This window comes from Gemmatimonadaceae bacterium, from assembly GCA_035606695.1.
In the GTDB taxonomy this organism is placed as follows: Bacteria; Gemmatimonadota; Gemmatimonadetes; order Gemmatimonadales; family Gemmatimonadaceae; genus JAQBQB01.
Genome location: DATNEW010000043.1, coordinates 184,537 through 197,346 on the forward strand (window position 1 = coordinate 184,537; position 12,810 = coordinate 197,346).

The following is a 12,810-nucleotide window of genomic DNA, read 5'->3' on the forward strand; positions in this document are numbered from 1 at the left end:
GATTGCTGATCGCGGTGTCGACGCGATCGGTGCTACTCCAGCTCGCCGGACTCGATGGTCTCCGACGACAGCACGGCGCCGTCGGGCGCGACAATCTCGACCGGCGCGCCGATCACGTCCGCGAGCAGCGCCGACTTGCGATTCGCCCCCCACATCTCGAGGCGCATCGATGCGCGGGCATGCGCCGGCATCGGCGTGACGCGCAGCGCGCGCTGCATCCACCGGACCTTGAGTCCCTTCACCGCGCTCACGTGCCCGCGGTCGAACCCGTCGGCCACACGCAACATGGCCGAGAGCAGCTTGATGCGCCGGCGCAGCGCCTTGTCGAGCATGCCGTAATTGCGATGCTTTTTCTTCGGCGGTGCGCCCCGGTGGTAGCGTGCGACATTGGCGATCACCACCTGCTCTGATGGTGGCATGCCAAGCAGGTCGGCGTGCAGCACCAGATGGTACGAATGCTTGTGATGCCGCTCGTAGCTGATGTGATATCCCGAGTCGTGGAGCAGCGCCGCGTCGGAGAGCGCATCGCGATCGTCGGGCGTGCAGCCGATGCGCGGACCGATCGCGTCGAACAACATCAGCGCCAGCTCCTGCACGTGTGACGAGTGCGGCTGCTCGACGTGACAGCGCTGCGCGAACTCGGTGACGGATCGGGCGCGCGCTTCGCCGGGATCGGCGATGGTCGGCACCACGCGCGCGGCCTCGAGCAAAATCCCTTCACGAATTCCGTAGCGCGACACCACGATCTCGCGTCCCTCGACACGCCGCAGCACTTCGGCGGCCGTGGCGACGCCGGCAACGATGATGTCGGCGCGCTCGGGATTGAGCCCGGGCAATTCGCGCCGTTCCTCGGGCGGCAAATCCGCGAGCGTGTCGAGAATGTGCTCGAGATCCGCCCGCGGGATGTGTGCCGCGTGCACCGATCGCGCGGTGAGAATGCCTTGTCGCGAGAGATAGATGCCGGCGAGGTTCGTGAACGTGCCGCCGGATCCAATGATCTGCGCGCCGCGCCAGTCGCGCCGCGGCAACTCGTCCTTGATGCCGTCGGCGACGGCGCGCCGCAGCTTGCGAACTGCCTTCGGCGTCACACCGTCGCTGAAGAACTCTTCGGTGAGGCGAATTGCGCCGAAGGGCAGGGACGTGAGCCGTTCGATCACACCTTCGGCTGTCAGCGCCAACTCGAGCGAGCCGCCGCCAATGTCCATCACGACCGTGCGACCGACGCCCATGTCGAAATGCGCGACGGCGCTGCGAAAGCTGAGCCGCGCTTCCTCGTCGCCGGAGAGGACGCGCACCTTGAGTCCGGTGACGCGATGAATGTGCGCGAGAAACGCCGCGGCGTTGCTCGCCTCGCGCACCGCGCTCGTCGCGACGGCGTCGATGCGTTCGGCGCCGAGCTGTCGCGCGAGCGTCGCCATGCGTTCGATGGCGTCGAGCGCGGCGGTCATCGAGGTATCGGAGATGGCGCCGGTTGCCGCGAGGCCGGACGCGAGACGCGGCGCCGCCTTCATTTCGTCGACGACCTGAATGGCGCCTTCGGCCGACACGTCGGCCACGATCTGGCGAATCGAATTCGATCCGATGTCGATCGCGGCGACACGCCGATGACCCGGTGCTACACCGCCGCGCGGCGCGTCACGCGCCAGGGAAATGGCCGACGACATGCTTCAATATATGGTGAGGCTCGTCAGAGTATGATGAGACGCGTCAGAACGCCCGGCCCCAGACCGCGCGGATGTCGAGACGGACGACCCGCGGCCGGCCGCCTCGCTGGCGTCGAATTTGTAAACACATCGGATCGTGCCACTCATTTCCGGCGCCGACCAAGCTCGGCCGCTACAGGCGCGTGTCCTCGTCACCGACGGCGAGCAACGCGCCGCGCTCGCCATCGTGCGCTCCCTCGGCCGCACGGGCCATCGGGTGTTCGTGCAGTCGTCGAATGCGCGATCGTTGGCCGGTGTCTCGCGATTCACCGCGCGCGAGCTCGTGATGCCCGGTGCGCGCGATGATCCGACGGCGTTCGCGACCCGAGTCGCCGACGAAGTGCGCCGAAACCAGATCGACGTCATTATCCCGGTCACCGATGCCGCGCTCCAGACGCTCTTGCCGGCGCGCGATGCATTCTTACCGGCGACGATTCCGTTCGGATCAGCTGAAAGCCACGCGCAACTCTCCGACAAGTCGCGCGTCATCGAATGCGCGGCGTCGTTCGGCATCACGGTGCCGGAACAGCGTTACGTCACGCGCCGCGAAGAACTCGTCGGTGCCGTAACCGGCGCGCTCCGTTTTCCGGTCGTGCTCAAGCCATCGTGCTCAGTGCGCATGCAGAACGGCCGCCTGTGCAAGCTCGACGTCGTGTACGCCAATGACCGCAAGTCGCTCGAGCGACTCGCCGCGACGCTCGACGACGCGGCGTTTCCATTGCTCGCGCAGGAGCGGATTGTCGGCAGCGGTCTGGCTGCGCTGTTCCTGATGTGGGATGGCCGCGCGATCGCGCGATTCGCGCATCGACGGATTCGCGAGCGTCCGCCGTCCGGCGGCGAGATGACCTACGGCACGAGCGCTTCACTCGATCCGCAACTGGCCGAGCAATCCGAGGCGTTGCTGCGCGCCGCGGATTGGCGCGGGCCGGCGATGGTGGAATTCAAGATCGATAATCGCACGGGCGTTCCGTATTTGATGGAAGTGAACGCGCGATTTTGGGGCGGGCTGCAGCTGGCGATCGATTCGGGTGTCGACTTTCCCGGCTTGCTCGTGCGCGCCGCACTGGGGGACGCGCGACGCGATCAGCCTGAATACGCTATTGGCAGACGCATGCGCTGGTTCTGGGGAGACGTCGATCACCTCGCCGTGCGCATGCGACATTCAGCCGAGCGGTTGAATCTTCAGGGCGGTCGAATGAGCCGCGCGCGGTCGGTTGCGGCTTTCGTCGCAACCACGCTGCGCGCGGAGACCGACGCTGTGTTTCGTCTCGACGATCCGCGGCCGTTCGCGCGTGAATCGCGGGAGTGGCTGTCGTCGCGGCGCACGCTGTTCGAGCGTGCGCTGCGAGAACGCCTCGCAATCAGGCCGGCGGCGAGCGCCGCGCGGGAAAGTGCACGGTGATGGTCGTGCCCTGACCCACGACACTCTCGGCGCGCACCGCACCGCCGTGCGCTTCGACGAGGTGCCGAACGATCGCGAGCCCGAGTCCCGTTCCGCCTTCACCGCGCGAACGCGCGGGATCGACGCGATAGAAGCGTTCGAAGATGCGGCCAATGTGCTCCGTCGGAATTCCGCTGCCCGTATCGCGCACGCTGATCGTCGTACCGCCGGCCGCGGGGGCTTCGGCGCGAACGGTGATGCCGCCGCTACTCGTATGCCGCACCGCGTTCTCGACGAGGTTCGTGAGCACCTGCCGCAACGCCGTTGAATCCGCATCGACCCGGCGCGCTTCGGCCGGCGCTTGGAACGCGAGCGCGAGTCCTTTTGAATCGGCGGCGCGATGCACGCTCGTGAAGACGTCCTGTACCACGCCCGCCAGATCATTTGACGCGATGTTCGGCACCCAGTTGCCGGACTCGTAGCGCGAGAGATCGAGCAGATCATCGACGATGCGTTGCATGCGGCGCGTGTTCGCTTCGATGGTATCGATGAAGCGAAGCCGGTCTGCGTCGTCGAGCTCGCGATCGCGCAGCGTCTCGGCGAAGCCACCGATGACGGTGAGCGGTGTCTTGAGCTCGTGCGACACGTTCGCGACGAAATCACGGCGAATGGTCTCGAGACGGCGCTGCGTCGTGAGATCGGCAATCGCGAGCACCGCACCGCCGTCGGCGAGCGGACGTGCCGTGATGAGTAAATTGCGATGCTCGAGCGCCAGCTCGGTCGGCTCCGTCGCGACCCCGGACGTCGCGCCGCGAATCGCCTCGCGAATGAGACGTTCGGGCGGCAAGAGATCGGTGGAGAACGGCACGGCCGCGGACAAGGCGAGCAAGCGCCGCGCGCTCGAGTTGAGTCGCGCGACGTCGCCGCGCGCATTCACCGCTACAATGCCTTCGTCGAGCGATTCGATCACGGCGTTGAGCAGTGCATCCTCCGACTCGAGCGCGGACAATCGCGAGGCGAGTTGCTCGGTCATGCGATGCAGCGCCATCGCGAGATCGCCGATTTCGCCCGGCGCCGACAGCGCGGGCCGGCGTTCGAGCTCGCCGGCGGCGATGGCCTTCGCGACGTCGCGCAGCTCGATGATTGGCCGCGAGACGCTGCGCGAGAACGCATACGCAAGAATGATCGCGCCCAGCAGCGCGATGAGGCCGGAGATGATGACGTCGCGCTGCGCGCCGGCGACGATCTCGCGAAACTTGGCCGTGGTCACCGACACGCGGGTGTAGCCCAGCGGGTGCTTCACAGCGACGTAGACTTCATCGTCGCCGGCCGATGGACTGATGCGCATCGAGTGCCCGACGCCATGCAGCCTCGCCGCGGCGACCTCTACTCGATTGTAGTGATTCTGCAGGTGATGCAACGCCTCGCCATCGAACTCCGAGTCGCCTTCGACGACGCCGCTCGAATCGATCAGCGTCACGCGCCGGCCGAGGGCCGCGCCCGCGGCATTGGCGAGTGAGTCGACGTCGATGCCGCGCACCCACGAGATGCCGACGAGCCGCGCCTCGCGCTCGAGCTCGCGCTGCGTTTCTTCCGCGAGGCGCGTTCGCAACCGGCTGCCGGCGATCGCACCGATGCCCGCGATCAGGACGACGACGATGACGAGCGACCCGACGAGCAGCCGTTTGGCGAGCGTCACACGGAGGTGCGCTGCGGGGGACTCTTCATGCGGTAGCCGAACCCACGCACCGTCTCGATCGCATCGCCCGCCGGCCCAAGCTTCGCGCGCAAGCGCTGCACGTGCATGTCCACGGTGCGCGTCTGAATGTCGGGCGCGGCATCCCACACCGTTTCGAGCAGATGCGCCCGGCTCTGCACCCGGCCCCGCCGCTCGGCAAGAATGAGGAGGAGCTTGTATTCCGTCGGCGTGAGGTCGATCAATCGTCCTTCGACGGTCACGCGATGCTCCGCGCGGTCGATGGTGACGGGGCCGAACGTGATGATGTCGGCGGGCCCGACGCCGCCGGCACTCATGCGGCGCAGGATGGCGCCGACGCGAAGCACCAGCTCTTGCGGGCTGAACGGCTTCGTCAGATAGTCATCTGCGCCGAGTGAGAGTCCTCTAATACGATCTTGCTCTTCGCGGCGAGCGGTGAGCATGAGCACCGCAATGTCGCGCGTGGCGGGATTGGCGCGGAGCAGCTCGAGCACTTCGTAGCCGGACGCGCCGGGAAGCATGAGGTCGAGTACGATCAGCGCCGGCCGCTCCTGCCGCGCCGCGGCGACGGCATCCGGACCGGTCGACGCCGTCGAGACTCGATAGCCCGCCTTCACGAGATGGAATGCCACCAACGCGACGATGTCCGCTTCGTCGTCGACGACGAGCACGCGCTCGCCGGTTGTGGTCATAATTGCTCACCTGGGCGCTTCGCATCTTCGCTCGAAAGTCCGCCTGGAGCCGAACGCGTTTGCGCGATGCGCCGCTGAATCTTCGCGACGATCATCTCGATGGCCACCGCGTTGTGTCCGCCGCGAGGCACGATCAGATCGGCGTAGCGTTTGGAGGGTTCAACGAATTGAAGATGCATCGGTTGCACGGTGGTGAGATACTGTTCGATCACTTCATCGAGCGGACGGCCCCGCTTCTTGATGTCGCGGCGAATCCGCCGAATGAGCCGGATGTCCGCGTCGGCGTCGACAAACACTTTTACGTCGCAGAGATCACGGACGCGTGCGTCGCTGAACAACAGAATGCCGTCGATCACCACGACCTGCGCCGGCGGCACGACGACCGTTTTGTCGCTGCGCGTATGCGTCACGAAGTCGTACACCGGCTTCTCGATCGACTCCCCCGAGGCGAGTCGGCCCAGCTGGTCGATCAATAGCTCCCAATCGAACGCGTCCGGGTGGTCCCAGTTGATCTTGCGCCGCTCATCCAACGTCAGGGTCGCGTAGTTCCGGTAGTAGGCGTCCATGTCGATGAAGGCGACCGTCTCCGTGTGCAGCGCCTGGGCGACGTTCCGGGCCACCGTGGACTTGCCCGATCCCGATCCGCCCGCGATGCCGATGATGAACGGTTTCATCGCACCACCACCGCTTGCGGACTGGTCACGCAGGGAGAAAGCTCGTGGTCCCGCTGGGCGAAAAAAAGGCGTGGGAGTGTCACAATCTGGTATCGGACCGCGCGCGGCGACTAGGTTGGAAGATGCGAAGATTCTGGAGCGTCGCCGCCTGCCTTTTGTGCGCGGCGTGCACGGGCGTGAGCCCGTTGCAAGGTAACGGATCCGTCGATCTGGTCGTTGCGGCGACCACCGATGTGCACGGGCGCGTGCGCGGGTGGGACTATTACGCCGATGCCCCCGATTCGCTGCGCGGTCTGGCGCGCGTCGCGACCGTCGTCGACTCGCTGCGCCGGGTGTCGGTGACGTACCCCATCGTCGTGGACGCGGGCGACATCATTCAGGGCAGTCCACTGGCGTATGTGGCGGCTCGAGTCGACACCACGATGCGGAATCCCGTCATCGCCGCGATGAACGCCATTCAGTACGACGCGGCCGCGATCGGCAATCACGAGTTCAACTACGGCGTGGCGTATCTCGATCGCGCGATCGCCGAAGCGAGCTTCCCGCTGCTCGCGACGAATGCGTATTCGCCCGATGGCCGCCGGCGGTTTCGCGGCTGGGCGCTCTCGACGCGACGCGGCGTGCGCGTCGCGTTGGTGGGCGCGACGACGCCCGGTTCAATGGTCTGGGATCGCGACAACCTCGCTGGGCGGGTGGTGATTCGCGACATCGTGCCCGAAGTGCGCGATGCCGTGCGCGACGCGCGGAACTCAGGCGCCGACGTGGTCATCGTGTTGTTGCACTCGGGGCTCGACGAGCCGTCGAGCTACGACACCGTGTCGACTGGCGTTCCGAGCGAGAACGTCGCGGCGCGCGTCGCGCACGAGGTGCGCGGCATCGATCTCATCGTGTACGGGCATTCTCATAAGGAAATGCGGGACACGCTCATCGGCACCACGCTCCTGATGCAACCGAAGAACTGGGCGCAGAGCGTCGGCGTCGCGCATCTCGTCGTCGAGCGTCGCAACGGACGGTATCAGGTTGTGTCCCGCCGAAGCACCACCGTGCAGATGCTGCATCATCGCGAGAGTCCGGCGGTGCTTGCGGTGACGGCGGAAGGGCATCGCGCGACGCTCCGCTATGCGACGGCCGCCATCGGTAACACGCCGGTGGCCTGGCGCGCCGATTCGGCGCGCGTGATCGATTCGCCGATCACCGACTTCGTGCTCGAGGTGGAGCGCAAGATCTCCGGGGCGCAGCTCGCGTCGACGGCGGTGTTCGAGACGAGCGCATCGATGGGACCGGGCCCGATCACGGTCGCACGGCTCGCGGCGCTCTATCCCTACGACAACACGCTGCGCGCCGTGAAGATCTCCGGCGCGCAGCTGCGCGCGTACCTCGAGCAGAGCGCCCGCTATTTCCGCCGGCGCGACGACGGGACGGTGGACGTCGATCCGCAGATTCCCGGCTTCAACTACGATGTTGTCGCGGGCGTGGATTACACGCTCGATGTGTCGCGACCGGTGGGCGAGCGCGTGACGCAGCTCGAGTACAACGGCCGGCCCGTCGCGGCGACGGACAGCTTCACGATGGCGCTCAACAACTATCGGCAGACGGGCGGCGGCGGCTTCTCGATGCTGCGTGGTGCGCCGGTGGTGTACGACCGGCAGCTCGAGATCCGGCAGTTGCTGATCGACGAGGTGCGCAACCGCGGCACCATTCACCCGAGTGATTATTTTCATCGGAACTGGAAGATCGTGCCGGCCGAGGCGATTCCCAGGCTCTTGCGCGCGCCGTAGCGTCCCTTCGGCGGGTGCATGGATTCCATGATGATTCTCGCACATGCCTGATACCATTCGAGTATTCGTAAATGCCTCTGGAGTCGACGTCCCGCGCGACGCGAGCGCCTTGGACGCAGTGCGCGCGTTCGACGGCGCCGCGGCCGACGAGGTCGTGGACGGACGCCGCCTCATTACCGATAGTCGCGGACTGCCGATCGACACGTCGACGCCCATGAGCGCCGGCTCGATTCTTCGCCTCATCGCCAACCGCGACCGCGCCGCGTCGTCTGACGTGGAGAGCTGACCCTCGTGACGCTCATCCACTCGGAGCTCCTTCGGCGCTTGCCGAAGGCGGAGTTGCACTGTCACCTCGACGGATCCGTACGTCCGGCGACGTTGCTCGACCTCGGCACGGAATACAAGGTCGCCATGCCGCGGGACGACGTGGACTCGCTGCGCGAGTACATGCGCGTCGATGACGCGCGGAGCCTGGAAGATTATCTCGCGCGCTTCGACGTGACGTTGTCGGTGATGCAAACCGCCGACGCGCTCGAGCGGATCGCATACGAGCTGTCGATCGACGCGGCGAAGGATGGCGTGCGGTACATCGAGGTGCGGTACGCACCGGTGCTCAACGTGCGTAAGGGATTGTCGCTCGGTGAAGCGGTCGAGGCGCCGCTGCGCGGATTGGAGCGCGCCGAGCGTGAGGGCGGGGCGATGGCGCGCGTGATCGTCTGCGGGTTGCGTCATCTGTCGCCCGACGTGTCGATGGAACTGTCGCGGTTGGCCGTGGCGTACAAGCGGCGCGGCGTCGTCGCGTTCGACCTCGCGGGCGGAGAGCTGGGCAATCCAGCCTCGGCACATGCGGCGGCGTTCGCCTACGCGCGCGAGAACGATCTCGCGTGCACCTGTCACGCCGGCGAAGGCGCGGACGCGTCGTACGTCCGCGACGCAGTGCACGTTTGCGGCGCGCATCGCATCGGTCACGCGACTCGGCTGTACGAAGACGAATCGCTCACGCAGTATGTGAACGACCGGCGCATCGCGCTCGAGATCTGTCTCACCAGCAACGTACAGACGCACGCCGTGGAGTCGTACGAGAAGCACCCGCTGCGCCGCTACTTCGACGCCGGCATGAACGTCGTGCTCAACACCGACAATCGCTTGATGAGCGGTACGACGCTCACCGACGAGTACGTGCTCGCCGCCACGAAGATGGGGTTTGACTTCGATGAATTGTGCGCGATCGCGCTCAACTCGTTCGAGAGTGCGTTTCTGCCCTGGGCGGAACGCGAGACGCTGCTCACCGCCGCGCAGCAGGAAATCGACGGACTGCGGGGCGCGGTATGAGTGAGTTTGGTACGAGTGCGGCGCGCACCGCGGCGGAGATGCTGCACGCGAAAGTCGGGGCCAGGACACCCGCCGCCGCCATCGTGCTCGGCTCCGGGCTTGGCGGACTCGCGAACGAGATCGACGCAGTCGCACGCGTACCGTACGCCGAGATTCCAGGCTTTCCGAACGCCACCGTTGCGGGGCATGCGGGTGCAATGATCGCCGGCACCCTCGCCGGGAAGTTCGTCGTCGCGCTCGCGGGACGCTTCCATTTATACGAGGGGCACGACGTTCGCCTCGCCGCGTTTCCCGCGCGCGTGCTCGACGCGCTTGGCGTGCGGACGCTGATCGTGTCGAATGCGGCCGGTGGGGTGAATCGCCTGTGGCAGCCGGGCGATCTGATGCTGATTCGCGATCACATCAATCTGATGTTCCAGAATCCGCTGATCGGCGCGGTGGAGGAGGGCGACATCCGCTTTCCCGACATGTCCGAGCCGTACGACCGCGGTCTCTCGGACATCGCGCGCGCGGTCGCGGCGGAGCAGGGGATCAACTTGCGCGAGGGCGTCTACGCCGCGCTGACCGGTCCTGCGTACGAGACGCAGGCCGAGGTGCGGATGCTGGCGCTGCTCGGCGCGGATGCCACGGGCATGTCCACGGTCCCCGAAGTGCTCGTGGCCCGCGCGCGGGGCATGCGGGTGCTCGGATTCAGCTGTATTACAAATCTGGCATGTGGATTATCTAATAATCCTATTACGCATGCCGAGGTGCTGGAGACCACCGAGCGGGTGGCGGGGAAGTTCAAGGCGCTGGTGCGGGGGGTGGTGGGGCGGCTCTAGCACTCGTCATCCCGAGCGGAGGCGCGCAGCGACTCGCTTCGCTCGCTCGGGATGACGAGCGTATCTCTACCTCGCCCGCGTCTGCGGCGGCGCCGGCAACGTTCTTACGCGCTGCTTGAACTGCTGGAACGCCGGCGAGTCCGTCGTCAGCGTCCGGATGATCGCCGGGTTCACCTTCGCCACCTGGTCGCGCGACGCCGTGATGCGATCCTCCTCCAGCGGGTGATCCGCGAAGAACGCGTCCAGCGCCCCGGGTTGCGACTGCCGCTCAGCCAACAGCTTCTCGAACATCTGCGGCATGCCGTTCGGGTTGATGCCCGCCCGTACCAGCTCATCCACGCCCGCCGCATCAGCCTGCGCTTCGTCCGTTCGGCTGAACTTCGCGAATACCGCCGCGCCGCCCACTTGAATACCCGCCTGCGCGATGCCCGAGTTGCAAATGCTCGTGAGCACACAGAGCGCCGTTGCGCCCAGGTTGGCGCCCTGCATCTGCTCCATCTGCTTGACGGAATGGCGCAGCACGACGTGGCCGATCTCGTGCGCGATCACCGACGCGAACTGGTCCATGGTGTCCGACCGCTCGGCCACGCCACGATTCACGTAGATGTAGCCGCCCGGCAGCGCGAACGCGTTGAAATCGTTCGTGTTCACCATGTAGAAGTGCCAGTCGAGATCCGCGCGCGACGTGACGTGCGCAATCGAGTCGCCCAGCGTGTTCAGATACCGGTTGACCGCCGGATCCTGCACGATAGGCAGCTGCGAGTTGACCTGCTGCGCCTGCTCCGCGCCGATCTGCACTTCCTGTTGCTGCGAGATTGCGCATCCCGCCAGTCCCATGGCGGCGGTCATTGCCGCGCCAGCCAACAATCGTCTCATAGGTTGGTGCCCCGTCACCGAGTGGCTTCTACCGCCGGCAATGCATGTTTCGCGCTCTGCCTGGCTTGCCTGATTCTTCGTACCCCGTTCCTCATGAAACTGCTCACCCTCGCCCGCGATCTCCGCCGCCGAAAAGCGAGGGAACGCCAAGGGCTGTTCATCGCGGAAGGTATCCGAACCGTCGAGGAATTGTCGCGCTCGTCGCTCGAGATCCGGGGACTCCTCACCGGTCCGGGGCTGGCCGACAACTCGCGCGGTACTGCCCTCGTTGAAGACCTCAAAGCCAAAGGCATTCCAGTCGACGAGGTCGACCACCGCGAGTTCGAAAGTGCGGCTGAGACCGAGTCGCCGCAGGGGATCCTGGCGGTCGCGGTCATTCCCGGCGGCACCCTGGCCGAGCTGACGCCGGCTGAGTCGATGAGGCTCCTCGTTCTGGACGCCGTGCAGGATCCCGGCAACGTCGGGACGATACTTCGTACGGCGGCGGCCCTGGGAGCCTCGGCAACTTTTTCCCTGCCGGGAACGGTTGACCTCTGGAACTCCAAAGTCGTCCGTAGCGCGATGGGGGCGCACTTCCACCATCCCTGTTTCTCCGGCACCTGGGACGATCTCGATACGTTCCGCCGGGCGCACGGCCTGGCGATCTGGGCCGCTGACGCCTCCGGCGAATCGATCGAGGCCCAAGCCGCACCACTGCGGCTCGGACTCGTCGTGGGGAACGAGGGCGGCGGGCTTTCCACCCAAACACGGGATCGCGCGGACAAGCTGGTCGCGCTTCCCATCGCTTCGACGGTCGAATCACTCAACGTGGCCGTCGCGGCGGGCATCCTTCTCTACGAGCTCCGTCGGTGACCAACGCCGTTTCTCTCGTTCCACTCGTCCCACTGGTTCCCCCAGTCCTCGCGCAGATGTACGCGTTCCTCCTCGGGGCGTGCGCCGGTTCGTTCCTGAACGTCTGCATCGTGCGCTGGCCGCGCGAGAAGTCGATCATCAAGCCACGATCGCGCTGTCCGCGATGCGGCAATCAGCTCGCCTGGTTCGAGAACGTCCCCATCCTGAGCTGGGTCGCGTTGCGCGGCCGCTGCCGCTGCTGCGACGAGCCAATTTCGGTGATGTACCCGGCGATCGAGCTCATCGTCGCGATCGGCTGGTTGCTCATCGCCCGCTACTACGGCTTCACGTTCACCGCGCTGCGCGTCGGCGTGTTCTCCACCGTGCTGCTGGGCGTCGCGATGACGGATGCGCAGCACTATCTCATCCCCGACGGCTTTACGCTGTTCGGTTTAATGTTCGCCCTCGTGACGTCCGTGCTCGCGTTCTTCCTTGGCGAAACCCAGGTGTTTGCCACGCCGTACGATGCACTGGTCGGTGCATGCGCCGGCGCGGGAATGATCGCCATCGTCGGCTGGCTTGGCGAGGTGATGACGAAGCGCGAAGCAATGGGCTTGGGCGATGTGACGCTCATGGCGTTCGTCGGTGCGGCACTCGGACCGACGCGCGCGTTGATCACCGTGTTCCTGGGCGCCACGCTTGGTGCGGTGGCGTTCGCCGGCGTCGTGATTCCGGTGGCGTTGCTGCGCCGTGGGCACGCGCGCGAGCAGACGGAGCTCGCGCTCGGCTCGCCGCCGTTCGAGACGCCGTTGGTGCCGTTCGGGGTATTTTTAGCACCGGCGGCTTTATTGACGTTGTTTTGGGGAGACGCCCTGTTGGCGTGGTTGACCCGAGCCTGACTGTCATCCCGAGCGAAGCGAGGGATCTGCTGTACAGGTCCGAGTGGCCAGTCCCTCTATCGTGATGCCAGATCTCTCGCTACGCTCGGGATGACCCTATGCTCGC

The 12,810-nt window shown here is 66.1% G+C and carries 12 protein-coding genes; 7 read left to right on the top strand and 5 right to left on the bottom strand.

The window, feature by feature from the left end:
• Positions 1 to 32: 32 nt before the first annotated feature.
• Positions 33 to 1,664, bottom strand: a complete 1,632-nt coding sequence (locus VN706_23565) for a Ppx/GppA phosphatase family protein (GenBank protein ID HXT18626.1) — start codon at positions 1,662 to 1,664, stop codon at positions 33 to 35.
• Between the two features lie 136 nt (positions 1,665 to 1,800).
• On the opposite strand from VN706_23565, the gene VN706_23570 reads away from it, so the two are divergent.
• Complete coding sequence (locus tag VN706_23570; GenBank protein HXT18627.1) at positions 1,801 to 3,105, top strand: ATP-grasp domain-containing protein; 1,305 nt, start codon at positions 1,801 to 1,803, stop codon at positions 3,103 to 3,105.
• On the opposite strand, the gene VN706_23575 is transcribed toward VN706_23570, so the two are convergent.
• Genes VN706_23575 through udk form a run of 3 tightly spaced genes read right to left on the bottom strand, consistent with a single transcriptional unit; the run spans position 3,065 to position 6,167 of the window.
• A complete protein-coding gene (locus VN706_23575) occupies positions 3,065 to 4,783 on the bottom strand; it encodes an ATP-binding protein (protein HXT18628.1) in 1,719 nt (572 codons plus the stop codon). The genes VN706_23570 and VN706_23575 overlap by 41 nt on opposite strands.
• Complete coding sequence (locus VN706_23580) at positions 4,780 to 5,493, bottom strand: response regulator transcription factor (GenBank protein HXT18629.1); 714 nt, start codon at positions 5,491 to 5,493, stop codon at positions 4,780 to 4,782. Before VN706_23580 ends, VN706_23575 begins: the two co-directional genes overlap by 4 nt.
• The gene (gene udk / locus VN706_23585; protein HXT18630.1) at positions 5,490 to 6,167 is read right to left on the bottom strand and encodes a uridine kinase; all 678 of its coding nucleotides are present in this window, start codon (positions 6,165 to 6,167) and stop codon (positions 5,490 to 5,492) included. Before udk ends, VN706_23580 begins: the two co-directional genes overlap by 4 nt.
• A 176-nt stretch (positions 6,168 to 6,343) precedes the next feature.
• Here udk and VN706_23590 point away from each other — a divergent pair, with 176 nt between their 5' ends.
• From VN706_23590 to VN706_23605, 4 genes are read left to right on the top strand one after another with little or no spacing between them, the layout of a single operon-like run.
• On the top strand, positions 6,344 to 7,945 hold the full coding sequence (locus VN706_23590) for a 5'-nucleotidase C-terminal domain-containing protein (protein HXT18631.1): 1,602 nt from the start codon (positions 6,344 to 6,346) through the stop codon (positions 7,943 to 7,945).
• 43 nt (positions 7,946 to 7,988) lie between these two features.
• Entirely contained in the window at positions 7,989 to 8,231 is a 243-nt protein-coding gene (locus VN706_23595) for a hypothetical protein (GenBank protein HXT18632.1), read from the top strand.
• Between the two features lie 5 nt (positions 8,232 to 8,236).
• The gene (gene add / locus VN706_23600) at positions 8,237 to 9,277 is read left to right on the top strand and encodes an adenosine deaminase (protein HXT18633.1); all 1,041 of its coding nucleotides are present in this window, start codon (positions 8,237 to 8,239) and stop codon (positions 9,275 to 9,277) included.
• Positions 9,274 to 10,098, top strand: coding sequence for a purine-nucleoside phosphorylase (locus tag VN706_23605; GenBank protein HXT18634.1), 825 nt, complete (start codon positions 9,274 to 9,276; stop codon positions 10,096 to 10,098). The genes add and VN706_23605 overlap by 4 nt, the downstream gene beginning before the upstream one ends.
• A gap of 66 nt (positions 10,099 to 10,164) precedes the next feature.
• Here VN706_23605 and VN706_23610 read toward each other — a convergent pair whose 3' ends face one another.
• Positions 10,165 to 10,947: a M48 family metallopeptidase gene (locus VN706_23610; GenBank protein ID HXT18635.1), complete on the bottom strand. Its 783-nt coding sequence runs from the start codon at positions 10,945 to 10,947 to the stop codon at positions 10,165 to 10,167.
• 120 nt (positions 10,948 to 11,067) lie between these two features.
• Here VN706_23610 and VN706_23615 point away from each other — a divergent pair, with 120 nt between their 5' ends.
• Positions 11,068 to 11,826: an RNA methyltransferase gene (locus tag VN706_23615; protein ID HXT18636.1), complete on the top strand. Its 759-nt coding sequence runs from the start codon at positions 11,068 to 11,070 to the stop codon at positions 11,824 to 11,826.
• Positions 11,823 to 12,704: a prepilin peptidase gene (locus VN706_23620; protein HXT18637.1), complete on the top strand. Its 882-nt coding sequence runs from the start codon at positions 11,823 to 11,825 to the stop codon at positions 12,702 to 12,704. The genes VN706_23615 and VN706_23620 overlap by 4 nt, the downstream gene beginning before the upstream one ends.
• Positions 12,705 to 12,810 lie beyond the last annotated feature (106 nt).